Below are 22,373 nucleotides of genomic sequence, written 5' to 3'. Positions count from 1 at the left end.
GGAATGTGTTGACCACAGGAGAATTGGGTTCTGCGTTGGACGCTTCGGCAGTCGTTGAGGTTGCCGCCGCTGCTGCCGACGACGTCGATCGCAAAGGACGCTTTCCGCACGAGGCCGTCGACGCGTTGCGTCAGAGCAGACTCTTGTCGGCTTCCCTACCCGCCGAGTTCGGCGGACGTGGAAGCTCGATCAGCGAACTTGCAAGAGTCACAAGGGAACTCGGGGCTGCGTGCAGCTCCGCGGCGATGATCTTTGCCATGCACCATTCTCAGGCACTGACACTTCGCTTTCATGCCGCAACGCCGGCGGCGGCCGACCTGGCCCGCGAAGTGGCGCGCGCCGAGGCGCTTCTCGCCTCTGCGACCACCGAGATCACCACGGGTGGTGACGTGCGGTCGTCGACCTGCGCGGTGCAGACAGATGGCGATCGCGTCCATCTCGAAAAGAAAGCACCAGTCATTTCCTACGGCGAGTATGCCGACTACATCTGCACCACGGCGCGAAGAAATAGCGACAGTCCGCCCGGAGACCAGGTCCTTGTCGTGTGTCCGCGGGCCGAGACGGAGCTCACCAAGACGTCGGAGTGGGACACTCTCGGCTTCCGGGGCACCTGCAGCCCAGGGTTCATGCTCGTGGCCGACACCAGCGTCGATCACGTGATTCCCGTCGACTACTCGATCATCTCCGCGCACACCATGCAGCCCTCGTCGCACACGTTGTGGGCGTCAGCGTGGCTCGGCATTGCCGACGCCGCAGTTGCCAAGGCACGTACCGAAGTTCGTGCCGCCGCGCGCAAGACGCCAGGCTCGACGCCGCCGCAGGCAGCTCGGTTCGCCGACCTACTTGAACTGCACCAGCGATTCGAGAGCTCGGTTTCCCACGGCATCTCACACTATGAAGAATTTCTCGCGGCGGGACATCTCGAGCCGACCATCGGATTCTCTGTCGCAATGAACAATCTCAAACTGACCGCGTCAACGGCCGTTGTCGAAATCGTCGCGGCCGCGCTGACGATCTGCGGCATCAACGGTTACCGCGAGAATCACCGCGCCTCGATGGGGCGTTTGCTTCGAGACTCATACGGACCAGCACTCATGGTTTCCAACGATCGGATCCGGGCGAACAATTCGCAGCTGGTCCTTGCGCTACGGGGGTAATTCACATGACTGACCAACTCGTCGTCGACCTCCCGGTCGCGCATCGGCAATTTCGTGATCAACTCATCGCTGCGGGACATCTCATCCCATCCGGACTCGATGGACTGTACGGCCGTGGTGCCGAGTACGAGGCTGCCTTCGACGGTGTCGACCGCCTCATGTGGCAGGCAGGCGTCGACACCCACGGCGAAGAGAACATCACGCGCTTTCGGTTCCCGCCGATCTTTCCGCGCGAGGCATACGAGAAGACCGACTACATCGCGTCGTTCCCGCAGCTGACCGGAGCGATCTCCACGTTCACCGGCGGCTCGGCAGAACACCGTTCGCTGCTTCTCGACCGAGAGGCAGGACTGCCCTGGGACGGTCACCTCTCGTCCGCGGGCACCATGCTCGTCTCGGCCGCGTGCCACCCGCTGTACTCGACGCTGCCAAATACGTTGCCAGAAGGCGGATCTCGCTACAACGTGCACGGATACTGCTTCCGCCACGAGCCATCCGACGACCCGCTGCGCATGCAGGCCTTCCGTATGCAGGAGTTCGTGTACGTCGGCGATCCGGAGGGCGCGAAGGAACACCGCGCAACCTGGACGCGGGTGGCCCACGAGATCTTCGGTCGACTCGGCTTGCTCGCCGACGACGTGCCCGCCAACGACCCGTTCTTCGGGCGGACCGGCAAGTTCTTAGCTGCCAATCAACTCGAGGAAAACCTGAAGACCGAACTCGTCGTGCGTCTCTACGGCGATCTCGACGACGGCACAGCGCTGTTGTCGTGCAACAACCACCAGGACCATTTCGGTACCGGGTTCGGCATCTCCACCGCGGACGGTCAACCCGCCCACAGCGCATGCGTGGGGATCGGCATGGATCGAACCACTCTGGCACTGTTCGCGATTCACGGAATCGACAGTTCACAATGGCCTGACCACGTCCGCTCTGCGCTTGCGCTCTAGGTCATGAGGATCGTCAACAAGCCAACGTATCTTGCGATGGGCGGCGTCCCACTCTTCGGGGTGTACACGCATCCTGAAGACGGACTGGTTCGCGGTGCGGTACTGGTGTGCCCACCCCTCGGCAAAGAACTCAACCACACGTGGCGAGGATTCAAACGACTCGCTGAACTCCTGGCTGCGCAGCGTCTGCTCGTTCTACGCATCGATTACGCCGGGACGGGCGAATCCGCAGGGTCGCAGGCAGATCCGTCGGCGGTCGAGCGCTGGGATCGCAGCGTCACCGCGGCGTTCGATCACCTCGTCGATCTCGAAGTAGGTCCGATCGCCGTGATCGCCCATCGCAGCGGTGCGCTCGTTGCGGCATCGAATGAATCTGTGCGTGACAGCGCGGATTGCCTCGTGCTCTGGGACCCGATTCAGCGCGGACGTCACTTTGTTCGTACACAGCAGATGCTCTATGCGACACTCTCGGAGAGCGAGGATGCACCCGCCGCTGGTTCCGACGAACTCGTGCAGTTGGCCGGGCTCACGCTCCATCGGGAAGCGGCACGTGCCTTTTCGCGTAAGACACTGGATCCGGTCGCCGTCGTCGGGTCGCGCCGCGATCGCGTTCTCGCGCTGCTGTCAGGTGATGATCTTGAATCGTCGCTGGCGCAGAGCGTCTCTGCTGCGGGAGGTACCGTCTCGGCACTGACCGATCAAGCCCCCTTCATCCAGGCCACTGAAGCCCTTCTCATCGATTTCCCGCCTGAACTCGAGCGCATCGCGCAGTGGTTGTCACAGCAGATGCCCGCGGCGACAACGTTCGTCTCACCAATGCCGGTGAGTTCGGCCGTCGTAGCGTCGACACCCGACGGCCGCGCGATCGAGACCCGAGTAATGGTGACCGATGACGGAATCACCGTATGGGACACCGCGGTTGCCGGTACACATCGAATCGCCGATCGCTTACTCGTCACTCATCCGATAGGGCACGACATTCGCAGCGGCCCAGCAAGGTTGTATGTCGAACTTGCGAACGAGGTGGCGGCACGCGGTGGCAGAACCGTACGTTTCGACAGGCGCGGCGTCGGCGAGTCCGGCATGACGTCGACTGACGACACCTTCGTCAAGCTCTTCACGCGAACCTATGTCAACGACGGGAACCGCATCCTGGACGAACTCAACCTCTCACGCATCACCGTCGTCGCACACCTGGGCATCTGTGCAGGAAACTGGATGTCGGCGCACGCTGCGATCGAGACGGCACGTCGGCAGTCGGGGCGATCCCGGGTAGTCGCCATCGTCGCCAACGTCAATCGTTGGGATGTCTGGCCTGACTGGTCGTTACCCTTCATGCGCGGGGCCGATTCGGCCTCGGCGCGCCTCGAATTCCAGCGACACCGCGTACTTTACCGAGGAATACGGGACCTGACGGACTTCTCGGGCAAGGTCCGGTCCACACGGTTGCGTGCAGCACTGGCTCGTCTCCGCGTCTTCCAGATGCCTGAGACAATGCTGGCCCGGATACAGCGCGCCGGCGCAGAGGTTCGGCTTGTCCTCGCTCCCAATGACTATCGGCAATTCACCCGCCTGAGTGGTCATCGAGCGATGTCGCGCCTCGGGATCTCGATACCTGTCGTACATCTCACCGACGGAGATCACGCGGGTTATCACATGCCGACACGCGCGATGTTGAAGGATGAAGCGCTACGAGCCCTCGACCTCTACGACGTGACCACGACAGTTGTCGACCCCGCCGATCCTGCGGGCGAGGTTGATCAGCCGGTCCACACTGCGGTCCGGTAGAACTCGTCGAGGACTGCGGTCGGCGGTGCGAGGTCGAAGCCCTGCGCCGCGACCCAGTCGTCGTCGAAATAGGTTGTGGCGTAACGATCTCCGGAGTCGCACAGTAGCGAGACGACGCTGCCTGCCCGCCGCTGCGCGACCATCTCCGAGATGACCTGCGCGACACCCCACATGTTGGTTCCGGTCGATGCGCCAACACGACGCCCGAGGCGATCCGACAGGTGACGTGCAGCCGCGATCGACGCGGCATCGGGGACACCGATCATGCGGTCGATGACCTGCGACACGAACGACGGCTCGACGCGGGGCCGCCCGATCCCCTCGATCCGCGACCCGGTCTCCGAGCGCAGCGATCCGTCGCCGGTCTCATAGGCGGGTAGGAACACCGAGTTCTCCGGGTCGACGACCGCCAGCCACGTCGGATGTCTGCGGTAGCGCAGGTAGCGGCCGAGCGTCGCCGACGTTCCGCCCGTCCCCGCGCCCACCACGATCCACGTCGGCACCGGATGATCCTCGGTGGCCATCTGCGCGAAGATCGACTCCGCGATGTTGTTGTTCCCACGCCAGTCGGTTGCGCGTTCGGCCATCGTGAACTGGTCGATGAAATGTCCGCCGAGTTCGCTCTCGAGCCGCAGCGCCTCGTCGTACACATCCGACGCACGTTCGACGAAGTGGCAGCGACCACCCTCACGTTCGATCAGTGCGGTCTTGGCGGGCGATGTCCCCGACGTCATCACAGCGATGAACGGCACACCGATCAGATGCGCGAAGTACGCCTCGCTGACCGCCGTCGATCCCGACGACGCCTCGATCACCGTGGTGCCTTCGGTGATCCATCCGTTGCAGATCGCATAGAGGAACAGTGAGCGGGCCAGTCGATGCTTCAGCGAGCCCGTGGGATGGGTGCTCTCGTCCTTCAGATAGAGGTCGACGCCGACCTCGGTGCCCGGGGCACCGTTGCTTCCGTCGTCGATCCAGCGCGACCATCCCGGAAGTTCGCAGCGAAGCAGATGTGTATCGGCACTGCGCCGCGCATCGGCCTCGATCAGTCGCACGGCGTTGTCGGCCCAGCGTCGATCGGTGCGGTGGTCGACGGTTCGTGCCGGGTCGAGGGTGTCGCTCATCGGTTGTCGGGGTTCATTCACTGTCGCGTTCATTCGCTGTCGGCGTTGGTGTTCGGGGTTCGTTTGCCATCTGCGCCACGCAAGCGCGTCTGGAGGTCGTCGTGTTTACGACGGCGCTCCGCGTCGACCGCCGCAATCTGGGTATTGACGCGCACGCGCAGCTTCTTGAACAACACCATTCCCAACGGAAGTGCGATGAGAACACCGAACACCGCCGCTACCAACAGCGGCACGGCGACGCCCGCGAGCGCGCCGATTCCCATAATGATCGCGGCCACAACCACAACCAACAGCAGTCGCGCCACGGTGTAGAGAAGGATCGAGACGAGCAGCGTTCCCATGCCCACATGGCTCTGACCTGCGATGTCTGTGTTGTCTGGTTTGTGCGTACCCGCTCGAGTGGGGTCCTGCTTGTCGGTCACATGTTCAGGATACTTGGGTGCATAATCGGTGTTTGCAGGTCACGGGCACCTTTTGACTCTCTTTACCTCGTAATGACGGTTCGAGTACCTGGGCGTTTTGCGTGTATTCATGTGTCAGCGCGCAATCACCGCGCGTCTCGGAAGAGAAACCCAAAGGGGAGAACAATGACCGCACTCAACCCTGGTATCGCCACCGTCATCACCCCCGGCCTCGCGAGCCAGCACACCCTGACCCCCGGCCAGGTTGCCGCGATGTTCAATGTGAACCCCAAGACCGTCGCACGGTGGGCGAGCTCAGGCATCCTCGGGTCGATCCGTACCCCGGGCGGCCATCGTCGTTTCCGCGAGGAGGACGTCGTAGCCCTCCTCAACCGTCGCGTCGGATAGTCGTACTCGCCGGTAAGGGCTCACCGGTCTTCCACATCGGGACGCGTACCCTGATAGATGGGAGGTTGCCATGACGTTTCTATTGGCCATCGTCGGCTTGGCCGCGATCGGTTTTCTGTTGTGGCGTGCATTCGGGCCCGCACTGGCGGAACGCCATGACTCGACGGTGAGGCGGCCTGGGTCTCGCACCCACGGCCCTGTCGGTCCTGACGACGACGCGGATTTCCTTCGCGATCTCGATCGGCGCACACGGAGACCCAACGACGAACTGTGACGAATCGTGCATCGAGGATGCCCGACGTCGCTCCGCAGTGTGTGGGTACGATTACGATTCCGTAGCTGAGACCGCGCCAGGGGGACACCGTTATCGAGATCGCCGGCATCACAATCGACACGTCGAGCGAGTTCTGAAACATGACCACTCGCCCGGGCACGATTCCCGACGGCGACGACAGTTTCGCCGCCAAACTGGCCGAACTCTTCGAGCATTCTCGCGATGAAGACGGTCGACGGTACACAGGCAAACGGATCGCTGAGAAGGCCAACCAGCACGGCCACTCGTTGAGCGACGCCTATATCTCGCAGTTGCGCACGGGCAAGGCGCGCACGCCGTCGTTCAAGACCGTCGAGGCGATCGCGAGTGCCTTCGAGGTGAGCGTGACGTATTTCCTCTCGAATCCCTCCGAGGACCTCGATCGCGTGCAACGGCAGCGCGACTACGTCGAGATGCTCGCAACCACCGAGACGCACCTGTCCGGGGTCGATCTGGGCAGCCTTTGTCCCGACACCATCGACGTGATGATCGATCTGCTCAAAATGGTTCGCGCACAGGCGGCGTCAGAGCGCGGCGCCCGAACTCCCCACGGTCACGGTCCCGCGTAGGCGGGCGCTATGTCACGGTCCCGCGTAGGCGGGCTCGTGTCACAGCCCGGCGTAGGAGTGCAGGCCGGAAACCACCAAGTTGATGATGAACAGGTTGAACAGCAGCGCGACGAATCCGGCGACGTTGATCCATGCTGCGGTGCTGTTGCGCCAGCCGGCAGTCGCACGGGCGTGCAGGTATGCCGCGTAGATGATCCAGGCGATGAACGAGACGGTTTCCTTGGGGTCCCAGCCCCAGAAGCGGCCCCACGCCGACTCTGCCCAGATGGCGCCGAACACGATTCCGAGTCCGAAGAGCGGGAATCCGAACACGACGCATTTGTAGGCGAGACGGTCGAGCGCCTCGGCGGTGGGGATGTGGGCGACAAGTCGACGCAGTCCTCCGACCACGCCGCCGCCGGTCTCGGAGACTGTCTCCGACGACGCTCCCCACCGCATCTTGACCAGGTACAGGATGCTGGCGACACCGGACACGAGCAGCACGCCGGAGCTGATCGAGATGATCGAGACGTGGATGGCCAACCAGTACGACTTGAGCGCCGGGACCACGGGCGCGGCCTGCGTGTAGAGCCAGCGGCCGCCGATGAACATCAGCAGCGTGACCGGGAGCAGCACGAACGCGATCAGCGGGCGGTTGATCTGCTTACGCAGGATGACGAGCCCGGCGACCACGCAGGCGGCGCAGGTCAGTGAGATGAACTCGTACATGTTGCCCCAGGGGGCGCGGTCGGTCGCGATTCCGCGGGTGACGATCGACGCGATATGTGCGATGAGTCCCACGAACACGACCGGATAGGCCATGTTGCCGATCTTCTCCGACAGCGTGCGCGGAGCCGGGCCCTCGATCTTGCCGGGGGCGCGCTGCGTCGTCGAACCGCCTCCCGCTGTGACGAGTTCCTTTGTTGCGGTGAGCTTTCGAGAGCGCGCTCCCGCGAGGGCGGCGAGGAACATGAGCATCGCCAGGACGTAGATGGTGATCGCGGTACCGAACAGAAGGTCGGAGTAGCGCGCCATCGTCTCGTCGATCTGGTCTGTTCCGTTACCCATCGCTGGCCCTATCTCTACTGCTGCGGTCTGCTGGAAGCTACTGCGGTCTGCTGGAAGCGTCCGCGACTACAGATGTCGTGCTCGCCTGTTGTCGTCGGTGAGCAGGCCGCGTGCCTGCTCGTCGAAGCCCTCGCCCCAGCCGGCCTGGTCGGTGCGGGCCAGCCCGGCAATCTCTACTACCGTACGTCGTCGGTCGCCGTAGTCCGAGTCGGGCACCAAACGCGCCCAGATCCTGCGGCGTTTGACGATCAGCGACACCACCAGTCCGACCAGCATCACTATCGCCGACACCAACACCGAGACCTGCGCCGGGTCGTGCGAGACCTGGACGGAGATCCAACGCTTGTAGCCGTCGAAGCTGACCTTGGTGCCGTCGGGAAGGCTCGCACTCTCGCCGACCTTCAGGTTCGCCTGCGCCTCACGGTTGAGCCTGCCCTGATGGATCATGTCGGTGTCCAGCGAGTAGGCGTTCTGCGCTCGGCCGGTGTCGAGACCGGTGTCGCCACGGTAGATCCGGATCGCGACCTGTGGGTCGTTCGGCTCGGGCGACGAGGAGCTGAGCAGTGTGCCGTCGTAGCTCGCCGTCGGCGCGAAGAGTCCTTCGAGGGCGATCTGATTCTTGCGGCGAGTGTCCTCGTCGGGGTACAGGCCCGCCGGGGTGTCGAAGCGGGCAGCGCCCGACGACAGCATGGTCTGCATGACCTCGGGGATGAACAGCGCGGTCTGCGTGCGCTTCTCCCCGTTCGGGAAGGTCACGGTGAAGGTCGGCGCAAAGCCGTTGCCCAGCACGTAGACGCGGTCGCCCGCGACGCGCAGCGGATCATTGACGCGCACCGACCGCTCCTGCCACTGCGACGACGGTGTCCGCGGGTCGGTGGTGTAGCGGATCTTCGCGTCGTACATCGACGGCTGACCGTCAGGGAGGAAGGTCGCGGAGAAGTCGTCGACGCGGATGCAGAACGGTGAGAGGTTGGTGCCGTCCACCAGGGCGCCCGCACGGAATGAGTCGTAGACCGCCGTCGACGTGTTGCACAGTCCCTGCTCGCCGTCGGCGACGAGACTGCGCGTGCCCTCATAGCCATACACCTTGCCCACCGCGATCGACACGAGCAGCGCCAGCAGTGCGAAATGGAAGACCAGGTTACCGAATTCGCGCAGATATCCCTTTTCGGCCGATACCTCGACGCAGCCGTCCGGGTATGCCTTCGACGGTTCGCGCACGGTGATCTCGCGTCGCCAGCCACGCAGGTTGCCCGAGATGCGTTCGGCGAGTTCGGCAGGCTCACCGTCGACCGTCTCGGTGATGTGTCGCGGCATGCGCGACAGATTGCGCGGTGCGGCAACGGGTTTGGCGCGCAGACTCTTGGCGTGCTCGATGATGCGCGGGGTGAGACAGCCGACCAGCGAGATGAACAGCAGGACGTAGATGGCCGTGAACCACGCGCTCTTGAAGACGTCGAAGAGCTGGATCTTGTCCATCCATTCGCCGAGCCAGCCGTGGTCGGAGATGTACTGAAGTGTCTTCTGCTCGTTGAGTTCTCGCTGCGGCAGCAACGCACCGGGGATCGCGGCCAGTGCGAGCAGGAACAGCAGCACCAACGCGGTGCGCATCGACGTGAGGCTGCGCCAGAGGTTGCGCAGCGGCCACAGCACCCGACGCTTGACCCAGAGCGGACGCTGCGGGGTCTGCGGCGCGGGGGTGGACGGTCGGTCGATGGTCTGTGTCATGTTCGCCCGCCTCTATACCGGAAGTTCGGTGTCGGAGATGAAAGCGTCGCGGACCCACACGATGAACTGATCCCACCAGCCGGTGACGAGAGCCACTCCGACCGCGATCAGCATGATGCCGCCGAAGATCTGGATGAGTCGTGCGTGCGTGCGCAGCCAGCCGAGGCTGCGCAGCGCCCATGCGGACGAGAACGCGAGGATGACGAACGGAATGCCAAGGCCCGCGCAGTACGCGATGATCAGCGCCACGCCCTTGACCGCCGTCGCGCCCTGCGTCCCACTCGCGGTGGCGATGACCGCGGCAAGTGTCGGACCGAGGCACGGGGTCCAGCCGAGTGCGAAGACCGCGCCGAGCAGTGGCGCTCCGACGATGTTCGACACGTTGCGCGGCGCGAAGCGGAACTCGCGCTGCATCATCGGGACGAGCCCGATGAAGACGAGACCCATCACGATCGTCACCACCCCGCCAATGCGTTGCAGCACATCGTGATTGACGATCACGGTGCTCGTGATGCCGAGGACCGTTGCCGTCGCGGCAACAAAGACGACGGTGAAACCGAGGACGAAGAGGGCTGCGGCGATCGCCACCCGTGAGCGTCCGCGTTTGGGCGACTCGCCGACCGTCACCGCGGGCGCCTCCGCCCCGACGAGGCCTGCCAGGTACGAGAGGTAGCCGGGGACGAGTGGCACGACGCATGGGGATGCGAACGAGACGAGTCCGGCGATCACGCACGCGGCCATAGCCAGCAGCAGCGGACCGCTGGTGACCGTGTCGGCGAAGGTTTGTCCCATGCCGCTCACGGCTGCTTTCCGGAGTCTTCGGCGGCGACCTTCTTGACCATCGCGCCGAGTTCCTCCGCGCTTACGGTCCGCAGGTAGACCGCGGCCGGACGGTGCTGCCGGTCGAGGACGACGGTAGTCGGGACGACCGAGGTGGGGGTTGTCATCGAGGCGAGCGTCGCGCCGTCGAAGTCGTAGATCGAGGGGTACCCGACCTTGCGGTCGGCGACGAAGTCCTTGGCCGACTGCCGATCGTCGCGCAGGTTGATACCGACGAAGGCGACGCCGTTGTCCTTGTTCTGCTCATACACGGTCTCGAGGTCGTCGGCCTCCGCGCGACACGGTCCGCACCACGAACCCCACACGTTGATCACCGTGACCTTGCCTGCGAAGTCCTTGTCGACGTCGATCTGCTTGTCGGCCACGAGGTCGGGGCCGATGAGATCTGCGATCGGCTTGCGCTCGGACTCGGGGTAGGTGATCGACGTCTTCCCACCCGGCGACACGAATTGAAAGGTGTCGCCCTGTGCGACGGCGTCGTTGCCTCCGCTGCAGCCGCTGAGCAGCACGCCGAGCGTCATCAGCACGGCGAACAGGACTGCGGTGAAGGTCTTACTGCGCATGTGTCAGATCCGGCTCATGCCCCGGTCGCGAGCGGGTCGGAATGCCCGGCGGGTTCGGAGTAGATGATGTCGACGAGGGCGTCGTCGTCGTAGATGAGGCTGGTCAGCGAGGCCAGTGAGCATTGCCGACGACGGGGGTCGTGCCAGAGACGCTGGCCCTCGAGGAAGCGTCGAAGGGTGTAGACGGGCAGTTGGTGGCTGACACAGACCGCCTCGTGGCCGCGGGCGGCGTCGCGTGCCTTGTTTGCGGCCGCGAGCATGCGATGCGCGAGCTGGATGTAGGGCTCACCCCACGACGGGGTGAACGGGTCGCGCAGCTTGACCCAGTGTCGGGGCTTGCTCAGCGCGCCGTCGCCGACGGAGACCTTGAGGCCTTCGAAGACGTTGTCGGCCTCGATGAGCTGATCATTGGTGAAGATCGGCAGTCCGTGCGCCGCGGCGATCGGGGTGGCGGTCTCCTGGGCCCGCTGCAGCGGGGAGGCGAAGACCGCGGTGATGTCGTGGTCGGCGAGCGTGCCCGCGACCTTCTCCGCCTGAGCGCGGCCGGTCGGCGAAAGGCGGAATCCGGGCAGGCGGCCGTAGAGGATGCCGTCCGGGTTGTGCACCTCTCCGTGGCGCATCATGTGGACGATCGTGTGCATCAGTCGGACTCCCCCGATTGCGTGGCGTGCGCTGCAGCGCGGGCTGCGGCCGGCAGCGCGTCAGCGATTCGACCAAAAGCATCCTCGTCCAGCGCCGCAGAGACAAACCAGGCTTCGAATGCGCTCGGCGGTGCGTACACGCCCGCGTCGAGCAGAGCGTGGAAGAAGGGTGCGAAACGCCAGGTCTCGGTGTTTTTGACCGCGGCGTAGTCGGTGATCGCCGTCTCGGGATCGGAGGTGAAGAACACACTGAGCAGGTTGCCTGCCAATTGCACCCGGTGCCCGACCCCCGCGTCGGTGAGCGCCTCGGTGAACAGTGCCGCGAGGCGATGGGCGTTGGCGTCGAGCGCGGTGTAGACGTCGGCGTCGGCGTTGCGCAATGTCGCGAGTCCGGCCGCGACCGCAACGGGGTTACCGCTGAGCGTGCCCGCCTGGTAAACGGGCCCGGTGGGCGCGAGATTCTCCATGATGTCGGTGCGCCCGCCGAACGCCGCGGCGGGCAATCCACCGCTCATCACCTTGCCGAAGGTGTAGAGGTCCGCGGCGACGCCCTCGAGGCCGTACCAGCCCGCGGGGCTGACGCGGAAACCCGTCATGACCTCGTCGATGATGAAGAGTGCACCGTGGCGTCGGGTGAGGTCGCGCAGGCCGGCGTTGAAGCCGTCGACAGGGGCGACAGCGCCCATGTTGCCTGCCGCAGCTTCGGTGATCACGGCCGCGATCTCGTCGCCGTAGGTGGCAAACGCTTCGGCCACGGCGTCGAGATTGTTGTAGGGCAGGACGATGGTGTCGTGTGCCGACGCCCCGGTGACGCCGGGCGTCGTCGGGAGGCCGAGCGTCGCGATTCCGGAGCCCGCGTCGGCGAGCAACGCGTCGACGTGGCCGTGGTAGCAGCCGGAGAACTTGATGATCTTCGAGCGCCCGGTGGCGCCGCGCGCCAGACGGATCGCCGACATCGTTGCCTCGGTACCCGAGTTGACGAGGCGAACACGCTCGACCGGGTCGACGCGATCGATGATCTCTTCGGCGAGTTCGATCTCGCCCTCGGTCGGCGCACCGAAGGAAAGACCGTGCGCTGCCGTCTTCTGCACTGCCTCCACAACTGCGGGGTGCGCGTGGCCGAGGATCATCGGCCCCCAGGACGAGACGAGGTCGACGTAGTCGTTGCCATCGACGTCCGTCAGATGACAGCCCTGCGCCGAGGCGATGAATCGCGGAGTGCCGCCGACCGCCGAGAACGCGCGCACGGGCGAATTGACCCCACCGGGCGTCGCATCCTGGGCCCTACGGAACAATTCAGCGGAACGGGCTGCGACCTCAGCGGAACTCCTCACGGCCTACAGTGTTCCAAACCGCAACGATCGGCGACAATTCGCCCTGGTCAGGCTGCTTACCCACTCGGATCGCGGCGCGGATCGGGCGCGGCGCGGCTCGCAATTCCGCCGCGGCCGCGGGCGCCGCAGGGCGGGTACTGCGTACACAATCCGGCCGTCAGCGCGAGGCCACGACAATAATTGTCGCCGCGTCCCGCTGACGTCACAGTTGTGTACGTACCCCTCCGCACCGCCTGCACACCGGTTCAGCATCCCGCGAAATCGGGGTCGTCCCAGTAGCCGAGGGCGTGGTCGATGCCGGAGTCGGCCGCCTGGCGCGTCAGCTCGGCCGGCTCGGCCAGCGATTTGAGGTGATCGCGCCTGCGGATCATCGCGAGAAGCGTGTCGACCACTTCGTCCCACGTGAACATGAGCCGCTTGTACGAGATCCGCCACGGGATGTAGCCCAGGCGGTGAGCGGTCTCGTCTCTGACCCGGTCCTTCTCGCGTTGCCCCGGCGATTTGTCGTGATAGGCGACGCTGTCGACTTCCACGATCAGCCGCTTACCGATCAAGAAGTCGACCCGACCGATCCCTGGAATCTCCACCTGGCTCTCGAACGCAATCCCCAGCGTGGTCAGGCGGAATCCGAAGATGGACTCGGCCCCGGAGTCGAGACAGTCAGCGCACCTGTCGAGGAGTCGCCTGATCCGGACGGGCATCGACGAGAACAACGCCTGCAGGTCGGTGAACTCGAGAAGCCCCTGGTGCAGCACGGAATCGCATGCGGCGACAATTCCCTCTTCGTTGAGGCAGCGGACCGCGTACTGCAGAGCCGTGGCCACGTCGTCGAGCGGGTAGACCTCCCGTGGCGCCCGTCCGTAGCGAGTGCACGCGTGGTGTGTGCTGGCAGATCCGCCCGCGGCGACGTTGCGACCGCGGACGTGCACCAGGTCGCCGAACGGGGCAACCCACACGCCGTGGAGGTCGAGCGCGCTGACACAGGTGCAGACTCCGCCCGCGCTCACCGCGGAGACAACCGTCGGGTCGGCGTACGAGGTGGCGTACCAGCCTCGACGCAGCAGGCGCAGGTCGCCGGAGTCGACCAGCCGCCGTACCTGCGCCTGGCTGAAGTCGCGGCGAGTCAGTTCAGCCCAGGAGAAGACGCCACGCCACTGGTCGTCGTGCTCGAGTCCGGTCACAGACCACAGCGTCTCGCGCCGATCGCTGCGTATCGGGGTGATGTCGCCGGGATGGGCGACGCTGTGGATAGGCGCCGGACTGTGGATTCTTCTGAGCCGTGACGCGTGCTGCGCCGTGCAGTGTTCCGCGCTGCCAGGTCTACCGGCCCAGCACGACGCCCACCTGGTCGGCGATGGCGCGCTGGCCGTCGACGTTGGGGTGCACTGTGATCGGAGCCGACGACCCGACCTGCGGTTCTATCCAGCGCACGCCCTCGGGCCGGCAGGCGTCATGTCCTTCGGAGACCGTCGACATGTCGACGAACGTCGCTCCGGTCTCGGTGGCTGCTCGCGCCACAGTCTCGTTGAGCGTTGCTTGCAGGTCGCGGATGTATGCGACGTCGCCCGCGGCAATGCGCATCGTCGGATAGCAGCCTGTCGTCGGAGGCAGAATCCACGGATATCCGACGACGAGCACGCGTGCTTTCGGAGCACGGTCGGCAACGGCGTGCAGCGCCTTCACCAGCGCAGGGTAGGTGTTCGCCTCGACCCTTCGCACAAAGCTGTCGCCGTATCGGGCGCGGCAAGGCGCACCGTTCGGGTCGTCGGCGGCCACCTCACCGCAGTCGGCGATGGTGCCGGAGAAGATGTCACCGTCGTTCCCACCGATCATGAGCGTCACGATCCGCGTACCCTCCCCGAGCGCGTCGAGCTGCGGATTGACGCCAAAGTATTGTGCCGCAAAGAAATCCGACGTCGTCGCGCCCGCGCAACTGACATCGTCGAGGGCGAGTCCGCGTCGTTGGGCGAGCACGTGCGCAAAGTTCGACGATGACCGCTGGCACTGCAGCGGCGAATCCTCGACGAGCGGGCGCACTCCCGTTCCCGCGCTGTAGCTGTCGCCGAGGTTGGCGTAGGCGGCGCTGACGGTTCGTGTGCTGCCGGTGGTTGCCGTGCCGGCGGACGTCCCCGCACTCGCGGTCGTCCCGGAACGTCCCGCCGGATTCGAGCCGCCGTCGCTGCATGCCGTCGCCAGCAGCAACGTCGCCAGGACGACGAGAAGCCAAGGGCGGCGGGTGCTCACGCGCTCTCGCTCAGCAGGGTCAGCAGCAGTTCGGCGCGGGTGCGAGCGTCGGCGAGGTCGACGGCGAGCATGTCCTCGACACGCTCGATACGGCCGCGCAGGGTGTGCCGGTGCACCCCGAGCGCGCTCGCGGCGGCGCCCCAGTTGCCATTGGCCTCGAGGTACGCGAGCAGGCTCTGCTGCAGATGTCCGGTGTTCGCGGCGTCGTAGGCGACGAGCGGGGCGATGCGCTCGGCGTAGCTGTCGCGCAATACTTCTCGCACGGTGTCGCTCGCGAGTAGCGAGCGGAGGTCGTAGAGGTCGAGGAGCTGACCCGCCGCTGCCGACCGACACGAGAGGCGGGCCTGACGCACCGAGTCGGCGACGTCGTCGACTGGAACCGACGGCCCCAACCCGCCACGCACGGCGCACGTCGCACTCAGTATTCCGAGGAGCCCGGTGGCGAATTGGATGTGATCGTCACCGCGGATCAGGCCGACGAGTTCGTTGTCGCAACGGTGTACGAACACCGGTCGCCACCGGCGCTCGAACTCGACGGCGAGGCGTCGAGCACCATGCTGTGCGTCGTCGACGCTCTCGAAACGGAACACCACCGCACGTACCCGACCCTCGGGATCGGCTGCTCGGAGCAGCATTTCGCGCGATCGCTCCCCGACGTGGCGGTCCAAGGCGAGTGCGAGCACTTCGCCCTGGAGTTCGCCGACGTCGCGTCGAACCTCTTGCGGCTTGGCATATTCGATGACGAGCAGCGAGACCGCGTGGCCGATCAGCATGCGGCCGACGGCGTCGAGTGGACTCGACCCGATGACGCCGAGATGCCCGAAGGTCGTTGCCCCCGAACCGACTCGCGCGACGGTGAGCACCGAATCGTCGGTCACGCGGACGGCACCCGCCGATGCCGGGTCACGCACCACAATCGAGCGAAGCTGTTCGAGCTCAACGGAATTCGCTTTCCCCGGAGCCTCGGCAACCGGGGTGTGCCCGGCGTCGAACAGGATCACTCGCTGACCGACCGCATCGGCGAGCTCTCGGACGAGTCCTTTTGACCCCGATACCGTTGCCGCCCTGGTCATCCGAGGTTGCGCGCGCGTCGCAGACACCAGCCGTGCCGACCGTTGCGCGGCGATCTGATCGAGGACCGCACGCGTGATCGCCGAGAACGGTATCGCGAGCGGAACCTCGAACAGCGGGAGACCGAACTCGTCGGCGGCTACGAGCATACCCGCGGGCACCTCGTCGAATCCGAGGCCGACACCGAATCCGATCGCGGCGGCACCGACGGCGTGGAGGCTGCGTACGAACTCGCGCTGCGCGACGTCGTCGTCGTCGTTCAGTCGCATACCGGTGGTCAGCAGCACCTCGCCGCCCTGCAACCAGTCGGCGGTGCTCACGAGTTCAGAGCTGACCGCACAGTCGAGCTCGCGGTCGAGGCCGTCGGCCCCGGCGCGCAGCGAGAGTTCGAGTCGACGCTGGGCCATCAGCCATCGAACGGTGGTCACCCACCCACCGTAACCGCCAACTGGACATTGTGGCAGTGCAACGTCAGATCGCTGTACAACTTGTCAGGTCCGCAGGTGGGGCCCGCAGGCGAACACTGGTGTCCATGACCACAGCAACCGACATCGTCTACCGGCTGCCCCAGGAGCGGAAGCTGGTCAGCGAACTGCCCGGCCCACGCTCGATGGAGATCGGGCAACGCCGACTGGGTGCCGTCGCCGCGGGCGTCGGCTCCAGCGTTCCCGTCTTCGCGGCCGACGCCGACGGCGGAGTGATCGTCGACGTCGACGGCAACTCGCTGATCGACCTCGGCTCCGGAATCGCCGTCACATCCGTCGGCGCGAGCAACTCCGCCGTGGCGGCGGCAGTCGCCGAGCAGGCCGCGCACTTCACGCACACCTGCTTCATGGTGACGCCGTACGAGGGCTACATTGCCGTCGCCGAGAAGCTCAACGAGATCACCCCCGGCGACTTCGAGAAGCGCACCGTGCTGTTCAATTCGGGCGCCGAGGCCGTCGAAAACGCGGTCAAGATCGCCCGGCTGTCGACGCGACGCAACGCGGTCATCGCGTTCGATCACGCCTACCACGGGCGCACCAACCTGACGATGGCGATGACGGCCAAGAGCATGCCGTACAAGCGCAACTTCGGGCCGTTCGCGCCCGAGGTGTACCGGATGCCGATGAGCTATCCGTACCGCGACGAACTCGGCAGCGACGGTGTGGCCGCGGCCAAACGCGCGATCTCGATGATCGAGAAGCAGGTCGGTGCCGAGACCACCGCCGCGATCGTCATCGAACCGATCCAGGGCGAGGGTGGATTCATCGTTCCCGCACCGGGATTCCTCTCGACGCTGGCCGAGTGGTGCACGATGCACCGCGTGCTGTTCGTCGCCGACGAGGTGCAAGCCGGATTCGCCCGTACCGGAACGTGGTTCGCGTGTGAGCAGGAGGGCGTCACGCCCGACCTCATCACGATGGCGAAGGGCATTGCCGGCGGAATGCCACTGTCCGCAGTCACCGGCCGCGCCGACATCATGGACACGGTGCACGGCGGCGGACTCGGCGGCACCTACGGCGGCAATCCCGTTGCGTGCGCCGCGGCGTTGGCCGCCATCGACCAGATGGAATCGCTCGACCTGTGTGGCCGGGCGCGACACATCGAGACAATCATCACCGAGACGCTCTCGGCCACCAAGGACGAACTCGACGGTGCAGGCCTGCCCGTGATCGGTGACATCCGCGGTCGCGGCGCGATGATCGCCGTCGAACTGGTCACGCCCGCCGAAGACGGATCCCCGACTCGTGAACCCAATCCCGACCTCACCGCCGCGGTGGCCAAGGCGGCTCTCGCCCAGGGTGTCGTCGCGTTGACCTGCGGCACCTACGGCAACGTGCTACGCCTGTTGCCACCGCTGGTCATCGGCGACGACCTGCTGCGCGATGGTCTGGCGGTGCTGTGCCAGGCACTCAAGGACAACGCCTGACCTGCCGAATCGTCAATTGCTCGACCACTAAGGAGAGTCGTGTCCCCGCATCCCCTGGATCAACCGCATCCCCTCGATCCGCTGACCGCCGACGAATTCCGTTCCGTCACAGCCCTACTCGGTAGCGAGCAGGGTGTCGGCGACGGCTGGCGCTATGCGTCGATCGAACTCGCGGAGCCGACGAAGACCGAACTCGCCGCATTCGACGCCGACGGCACGCTTCCGCCGCGTCGCGCGGTGGTGGTCTGTTTCAACAGTGGCGAGAACACGACCTACAAGTCGTTCGTGTCGATCTCGGGTGACAGCGTCGACTCGTTCGAACTGATTCCCGACGTCCAGGCGAACTTCACGGTCGACGAGTTCGAGGAGTGCGACCGCGTCCTGCGTGCTCACCCCGACGTCCAGGCGGCGTTGGCTCGACGCGGGATCACCGATCTGGACGGCGTTTTCATGGATACGTGGACCTACGGTGGCGCGGTCATCCCCGAGGAGTACCGCGGTCGACGCCTCGGCTGGTCGGACACCTGGGTGCGCAACAGTGAGGGCTCCAACCCGTATGCGAACCCGGTGTCGGGGCTGCACTGTGTGATCGACGTGAACACGATGGAACTACTGCGCATCGAGGACACCGGCGGTTTCGACCAGCCGGAGGTGATGGGCGAGTACGTTCCTCGCCATATCCCGCAACGCATTCGGGACACTTTCAACCGGCCTGAGCTCAAACCACTGGAGATCACCCAGCCCGACGGGCCGTCGTTCACGCTCGAAGGAAACAAGCTCACGTGGCAGAAGTGGTCGCTGCGTGTGGGTTTCAACTATCGCGAGGGCATGACCCTGCACACCGTCACCTACGACGACGGTGGACAGGTACGCAAGATCGCGCATCGTCTCTCGTTCGCGGAGATGGTCGTCCCCTATCGTGATCCGAGCGAGGATCATTACCGCCGAACGGCTTTCGATATCGGCGAGTGGGGCCTCGGCTTCATGACGACGTCGCTCGAGCTTGGTTGCGACTGTCTCGGCGAGATCCGATACCTCGACGCCACGCTGCACAACAGCGCCGGTGAGCCGTACACCATCACGAACGCGATCTGCATCCACGAGGAAGACAACGCCGTGCTGTGGAAGCACGTCGATCACGACGCAGGCGCAGAGGTGCGTCGTATGCGTCGGTTGACGGTGAGTTTCCATGTCACGGTTGCCAATTACGAGTACCTCGTCTACTGGCGCTTCTATCAGGACGGCAACATCGAATGCGAGGTACGGGCCACCGGCATCATGGTGACCACACCGATGCCGCCCGGCGTGACGTCGAATCCGCACGGCACGACGGTCGATAACCGCACGTACGCTCCGTTCCACCAGCATTTCCTCGTTGCGCGAATGGATCTCGACATCGACGGCTCCGACAACACGGTCTACGCCAGCGAGACTGTCGTCGAGCCGATGGGCCCCGACAATCCGCTCGGTCTCGGCCTGGTGCAACAGAATACGCCGCTGCTCACCGAGTCAGAGGGTATGCAGGACCCCAACTTCGCGACGCAGAAATCGTGGAAGATCGCCAATCCCAACAAGACAACGGCACTCGGCCTGAATCCCGCGTACAAGCTGGTTCCGACAGGCGCCTTCCCGGCGATGTTCGACCCGGCGTCGCCGATCTTCCAACGCGCGACCGTCATGGGACACACCCTCTGGGTGACCCCCAATCACCCGGACGAACGTTGGCCCGCAGGCGAGTTCGTCAATCAGTCGGAACGCGACACCGGACTCGGCGTGTGGACCAAGGCCAATCGGCCGATCGAGAACACCGACGTCGTGCTGTGGTACACGTTCGGAATCCATCACATCACCCGCCCAGAGGACTGGCCGGTGATGCCGGCCGACACCGTGTCGTTCTGGCTCAAGCCATTCGGCTTCTTCGACCGCAACCCCTCTCTCGACGTCGAGGCATCGCCCCCGACTCACTGTCATCACGAAGGGAACTCGCATGACCAGCACCCAGGTGCTTGACCCACAGGCCGTGCTCGACGGAATCCCGACCGGGCTCTGGATCGATGGCAAGGAGGTCGAGGCCAAGAGCGGCAAGACATTCGATGTCATCAACCCCGCCACCGAGGAGGCACTTACCACCGTTGCCGACGCCAGCGTCGACGACGCCGTACACGCACTCGACCGCGCCGTAGCCGTCGCCGACTCCTGGGCCGCAACGCCCGCCCGTGAACGCGGCGAGATCCTGCGTAGCGCTTTCGAATTGGTCGCCGACCGCGCCGATAGCCTGGCCATGCTCATGACGCTCGAGCTGGGTCGCGCACTGCCGGATAGCATTTCGGAGACCAAGTACGGCAACGAGTTCCTGCGCTGGTTCGCCGAAGAGGCCGTCCGGATTGACGGTCGCTGCACGCAGTCGCCGGCAGGCACCGGCCGAATCCTGGTGAGCCACGGACCCGTCGGGCCATCGCTCGCGATCACGCCGTGGAACTTCCCACTGACGATGGGCACGCGCAAGATCGGTCCGGCATTGGCTGCCGGCAACGTCATGCTGGTCAAGCCAGCGCACGAGACACCGCTGACCATGCTCGCACTGGCCGAGATCTTCGCCGAAGCAGGACTGCCCGCGGGCGTGCTCTCGGTGCTGCCGACCACGGACGCGCGAGGCGTCGCGTCGGCCATCATCACCGACGATCGGATCCGCAAGATCAGCTTCACCGGTTCGACCCCGGTGGGTCGAAATCTGATGGCACAGGCCGCTGAGCGGGTGCAGCGTACGTCGATGGAGCTCGGCGGCAACGCACCATTCGTCGTATTCGACGACGCCGACGTCGACAAGGCTGTCGAGGGCGCGTTCCTCGCGAAGATGCGCAATGGCGGCGAGGCATGCACCGCGGCGAACCGCTTCCTGGTGCAGTCCGGGGTTGCCGAGGAGTTCACCGACAAGCTGATCGAGAAGATGTCGGCGGTGCGACTCGGCCCCGGCTACGAGGAGGGCGTGACGCTCGGACCGCTCGTGACCGCAGCGCAGCGCGACAAGGTCGCCGCAGCGGTGGAAAGTGCTGTCGCACACGGTGGTCGGGTTCGTCTCGGGGGCAAGGCACCCGAGGGTAAGGGGTACTTCTACCCCGCGACCGTGATCGATCAGGTCGACGCGTACGCACCGGTCACCCGCGACGAGATCTTCGGCCCCGTCGCGGTGATCAGCACCTTCGACTCCGAGGACGAGGCGATCGCCGCAGCCAACTCGACCGAGTACGGACTGGCAGGCTACTTCTTCACCCGCGACCTCGACCGCAGCATGCGCGTCGCGTCGAAGCTCGACGTCGGGATGGTCGGCGTCAACCGTGGCGTCATCTCCGACGTTGCAGCACCTTTCGGCGGCGTGAAGCAGTCGGGCATCGGCCGCGAGGGCGGCTCCGAGGGCATCGAGGAGTACCTGACCGTCAAGTACGTCGCGCTCTGAGATCGACTGGGCGCCGGAAGCGCACGACAAGGCGCCCAGTCGACCCCGGCGTTACGTTCGTGAGAATTGTTGCAGAAGTGACCCCTGTGGCCTTTAGCCCGTGCAACCTTCTCCGTACGATGGCTTCATGCGTCTACGAACAGAACTTCGCCTCCGTAGCGCCGCGGTGCTGCTGGCGCTGACGACCGCTGTCGCGGGTGGTGCGGTGGCCACCGCGCCTGCTCACGCCGACATCAACGCGGGCAGTGTCGACATCGGCAGCTCAGACTTGTTGAGCGCCAACAGCGTCTTCTTGTGGCAGAGTCCGCCCACCCGCTACATCGTGGTGCTCGGCGCAAAGCAGGGAACGTTGGGGCAGCCGCCCGCGGTCCTGCAGCAGCGCATGACCGTCGGCGCCCAGCTCGCGCGCACCCATCCGTTCAACCGCGTGATCGTGTCCGGCGGCGACACCTGGTGGCTACCGGTCTCCGAAGCACAGTTCATGAACATCGGCCTGATCCATCGCGGTGTCCCGATGTGGCAGATGGTGAACGAGTCGGCGTCGACCTCTACCGTCCAGAATGCCGAGTTCACTGTCCGCATGCTCAAGTCGTTGGGTGCCACGGGAGCAGTGATCGTCACCAACAACTTCCACATGCCGCGCGCCATGAAGAACTTCCGCGACGCCGCCAAAGCGCAGCATGCCAACCTGCTGTTCCAGCCGGCCTACGCAGGCTGAACCACACCGACACGACGACGCCCCGCTCGAAGAAGGCGGGTTCACATGATCGTCGCAACACTCTCAGGTGAGAGGTTGCGGCGATCATGTCGTTTCAGGAGGACTGTGTTC

General features: G+C 65.2%; 21 protein-coding genes. 10 read left to right on the top strand and 11 right to left on the bottom strand.

Annotated features, from left to right (window positions below; all coding sequences use genetic code 11):
- Window positions 1-5 precede the first annotated feature (5 nt).
- The 3 genes from A5777_RS12530 to A5777_RS12520 are packed head-to-tail and all read left to right on the top strand — an operon-like array spanning window position 6 to window position 3,895.
- Complete coding sequence (locus tag A5777_RS12530) at window positions 6-1,157, top strand: acyl-CoA dehydrogenase family protein (RefSeq protein WP_005208504.1); 1,152 nt, start codon at window positions 6-8, stop codon at window positions 1,155-1,157.
- A gap of 5 nt (window positions 1,158-1,162) precedes the next feature.
- Window positions 1,163-2,107, top strand: a complete 945-nt coding sequence (locus A5777_RS12525; RefSeq protein ID WP_005208503.1) for an amino acid--[acyl-carrier-protein] ligase — start codon at window positions 1,163-1,165, stop codon at window positions 2,105-2,107.
- A 3-nt stretch (window positions 2,108-2,110) separates the two neighbouring features.
- The gene (locus A5777_RS12520) at window positions 2,111-3,895 is read left to right on the top strand and encodes an alpha/beta hydrolase (protein WP_005208501.1); all 1,785 of its coding nucleotides are present in this window, start codon (window positions 2,111-2,113) and stop codon (window positions 3,893-3,895) included.
- Here A5777_RS12520 and A5777_RS12515 read toward each other — a convergent pair.
- Complete coding sequence (locus A5777_RS12515) at window positions 3,868-5,019, bottom strand: PLP-dependent cysteine synthase family protein (protein WP_064862889.1); 1,152 nt, start codon at window positions 5,017-5,019, stop codon at window positions 3,868-3,870. The genes A5777_RS12520 and A5777_RS12515 overlap by 28 nt on opposite strands.
- 29 nt (window positions 5,020-5,048) lie before the next feature.
- Complete coding sequence (locus tag A5777_RS12510; RefSeq protein ID WP_082933650.1) at window positions 5,049-5,441, bottom strand: DUF4229 domain-containing protein; 393 nt, start codon at window positions 5,439-5,441, stop codon at window positions 5,049-5,051.
- A gap of 165 nt (window positions 5,442-5,606) precedes the next feature.
- Between A5777_RS12510 and A5777_RS12505 the strand changes: the two genes are divergently transcribed.
- The 3 genes from A5777_RS12505 to A5777_RS12495 all read left to right on the top strand — a co-directional run bounded on the left by A5777_RS12505 (window position 5,607) and on the right by A5777_RS12495 (window position 6,710).
- Window positions 5,607-5,828, top strand: coding sequence for a BldC family transcriptional regulator (locus A5777_RS12505; protein ID WP_005208496.1), 222 nt, complete (start codon window positions 5,607-5,609; stop codon window positions 5,826-5,828).
- A 70-nt stretch (window positions 5,829-5,898) separates the two neighbouring features.
- The gene (locus A5777_RS25415) at window positions 5,899-6,102 is read left to right on the top strand and encodes a hypothetical protein (protein WP_064862883.1); all 204 of its coding nucleotides are present in this window, start codon (window positions 5,899-5,901) and stop codon (window positions 6,100-6,102) included.
- A gap of 140 nt (window positions 6,103-6,242) precedes the next feature.
- Window positions 6,243-6,710, top strand: a complete 468-nt coding sequence (locus A5777_RS12495; RefSeq protein ID WP_064862882.1) for a helix-turn-helix domain-containing protein — start codon at window positions 6,243-6,245, stop codon at window positions 6,708-6,710.
- A 39-nt stretch (window positions 6,711-6,749) separates the two neighbouring features.
- On the opposite strand, the gene ccsB is transcribed toward A5777_RS12495, so the two are convergent.
- The 9 genes from ccsB to A5777_RS12450 form a co-directional block, all read right to left on the bottom strand.
- The gene (gene ccsB / locus A5777_RS12490; protein ID WP_064862881.1) at window positions 6,750-7,757 is read right to left on the bottom strand and encodes a c-type cytochrome biogenesis protein CcsB; all 1,008 of its coding nucleotides are present in this window, start codon (window positions 7,755-7,757) and stop codon (window positions 6,750-6,752) included.
- A 66-nt stretch (window positions 7,758-7,823) separates the two neighbouring features.
- Window positions 7,824-9,485 (bottom strand): cytochrome c biogenesis protein ResB, encoded by a 1,662-nt coding sequence (gene resB / locus A5777_RS12485; RefSeq protein WP_064862880.1) that lies wholly within the window; start codon window positions 9,483-9,485, stop codon window positions 7,824-7,826.
- 12 nt (window positions 9,486-9,497) lie between these two features.
- Window positions 9,498-10,277, bottom strand: a complete 780-nt coding sequence (locus A5777_RS12480) for a cytochrome c biogenesis CcdA family protein (RefSeq protein ID WP_064862879.1) — start codon at window positions 10,275-10,277, stop codon at window positions 9,498-9,500.
- A gap of 5 nt (window positions 10,278-10,282) precedes the next feature.
- Window positions 10,283-10,888: a TlpA disulfide reductase family protein gene (locus tag A5777_RS12475; RefSeq protein ID WP_064862878.1), complete on the bottom strand. Its 606-nt coding sequence runs from the start codon at window positions 10,886-10,888 to the stop codon at window positions 10,283-10,285.
- 14 nt (window positions 10,889-10,902) lie between these two features.
- Complete coding sequence (locus A5777_RS12470; RefSeq protein ID WP_005208480.1) at window positions 10,903-11,529, bottom strand: histidine phosphatase family protein; 627 nt, start codon at window positions 11,527-11,529, stop codon at window positions 10,903-10,905.
- Window positions 11,529-12,863: a glutamate-1-semialdehyde 2,1-aminomutase gene (gene hemL / locus A5777_RS12465; RefSeq protein WP_064862877.1), complete on the bottom strand. Its 1,335-nt coding sequence runs from the start codon at window positions 12,861-12,863 to the stop codon at window positions 11,529-11,531. Before hemL ends, A5777_RS12470 begins: the two co-directional genes overlap by 1 nt.
- A gap of 245 nt (window positions 12,864-13,108) precedes the next feature.
- The gene (locus A5777_RS12460) at window positions 13,109-14,044 is read right to left on the bottom strand and encodes a type IV toxin-antitoxin system AbiEi family antitoxin domain-containing protein (protein ID WP_064862876.1); all 936 of its coding nucleotides are present in this window, start codon (window positions 14,042-14,044) and stop codon (window positions 13,109-13,111) included.
- A 139-nt stretch (window positions 14,045-14,183) separates the two neighbouring features.
- A complete protein-coding gene (locus A5777_RS12455) occupies window positions 14,184-15,107 on the bottom strand; it encodes an SGNH/GDSL hydrolase family protein (protein ID WP_064862875.1) in 924 nt (307 codons plus the stop codon).
- A complete protein-coding gene (locus A5777_RS12450; protein WP_197502371.1) occupies window positions 15,104-16,606 on the bottom strand; it encodes a PucR family transcriptional regulator in 1,503 nt (500 codons plus the stop codon). Before A5777_RS12450 ends, A5777_RS12455 begins: the two co-directional genes overlap by 4 nt.
- 104 nt (window positions 16,607-16,710) lie before the next feature.
- Between A5777_RS12450 and gabT the strand changes: the two genes are divergently transcribed.
- The 4 genes from gabT to A5777_RS12430 all read left to right on the top strand — a co-directional run bounded on the left by gabT (window position 16,711) and on the right by A5777_RS12430 (window position 22,262).
- On the top strand, window positions 16,711-18,090 hold the full coding sequence (gene gabT / locus A5777_RS12445; RefSeq protein ID WP_064862873.1) for a 4-aminobutyrate--2-oxoglutarate transaminase: 1,380 nt from the start codon (window positions 16,711-16,713) through the stop codon (window positions 18,088-18,090).
- A 39-nt stretch (window positions 18,091-18,129) separates the two neighbouring features.
- The gene (locus A5777_RS12440; protein ID WP_197501587.1) at window positions 18,130-20,100 is read left to right on the top strand and encodes a primary-amine oxidase; all 1,971 of its coding nucleotides are present in this window, start codon (window positions 18,130-18,132) and stop codon (window positions 20,098-20,100) included.
- Window positions 20,078-21,544, top strand: a complete 1,467-nt coding sequence (locus A5777_RS12435; protein ID WP_064862872.1) for an NAD-dependent succinate-semialdehyde dehydrogenase — start codon at window positions 20,078-20,080, stop codon at window positions 21,542-21,544. The genes A5777_RS12440 and A5777_RS12435 overlap by 23 nt, the downstream gene beginning before the upstream one ends.
- 127 nt (window positions 21,545-21,671) lie before the next feature.
- A complete protein-coding gene (locus tag A5777_RS12430; RefSeq protein ID WP_064862871.1) occupies window positions 21,672-22,262 on the top strand; it encodes a YdcF family protein in 591 nt (196 codons plus the stop codon).
- Window positions 22,263-22,373 lie beyond the last annotated feature (111 nt).

This window comes from Gordonia sp. 852002-10350_SCH5691597 (genome assembly GCF_001665715.1).
In the GTDB taxonomy this organism is placed as follows: domain Bacteria; phylum Actinomycetota; class Actinomycetes; order Mycobacteriales; family Mycobacteriaceae; genus Gordonia; species Gordonia sputi.
The sequence above is the reverse complement of the archived record's forward strand: the minus strand, read 5'-3'. Positions and strand labels throughout refer to the sequence as shown.

Bases quoted from the DNA above. Each gene is read 5' to 3' on its own strand.
- A5777_RS12525 (WP_005208503.1), top strand. From the start codon at position 1,163: ATGACTGACCAACTCGTCGTCGACCTCCCGGTCGCGCATCGGCAATTT.
- A5777_RS12520 (WP_005208501.1), top strand. From the start codon at position 2,111: ATGAGGATCGTCAACAAGCCAACGTATCTTGCGATGGGCGGCGTCCCA.
- A5777_RS12515 (WP_064862889.1), bottom strand. From the start codon at position 5,019: ATGAGCGACACCCTCGACCCGGCACGAACCGTCGACCACCGCACCGAT.
- A5777_RS12505 (WP_005208496.1), top strand. From the start codon at position 5,607: ATGACCGCACTCAACCCTGGTATCGCCACCGTCATCACCCCCGGCCTC.
- A5777_RS25415 (WP_064862883.1), top strand. From the start codon at position 5,899: ATGACGTTTCTATTGGCCATCGTCGGCTTGGCCGCGATCGGTTTTCTG.
- A5777_RS12495 (WP_064862882.1), top strand. From the start codon at position 6,243: ATGACCACTCGCCCGGGCACGATTCCCGACGGCGACGACAGTTTCGCC.
- ccsB (WP_064862881.1), bottom strand. From the start codon at position 7,757: ATGGGTAACGGAACAGACCAGATCGACGAGACGATGGCGCGCTACTCC.
- resB (WP_064862880.1), bottom strand. From the start codon at position 9,485: ATGACACAGACCATCGACCGACCGTCCACCCCCGCGCCGCAGACCCCG.
- A5777_RS12480 (WP_064862879.1), bottom strand. From the start codon at position 10,277: ATGGGACAAACCTTCGCCGACACGGTCACCAGCGGTCCGCTGCTGCTG.
- A5777_RS12475 (WP_064862878.1), bottom strand. From the start codon at position 10,888: ATGCGCAGTAAGACCTTCACCGCAGTCCTGTTCGCCGTGCTGATGACG.
- A5777_RS12470 (WP_005208480.1), bottom strand. From the start codon at position 11,529: ATGCACACGATCGTCCACATGATGCGCCACGGAGAGGTGCACAACCCG.
- gabT (WP_064862873.1), top strand. From the start codon at position 16,711: ATGACCACAGCAACCGACATCGTCTACCGGCTGCCCCAGGAGCGGAAG.
- A5777_RS12435 (WP_064862872.1), top strand. From the start codon at position 20,078: ATGACCAGCACCCAGGTGCTTGACCCACAGGCCGTGCTCGACGGAATC.
- A5777_RS12430 (WP_064862871.1), top strand. From the start codon at position 21,672: ATGCGTCTACGAACAGAACTTCGCCTCCGTAGCGCCGCGGTGCTGCTG.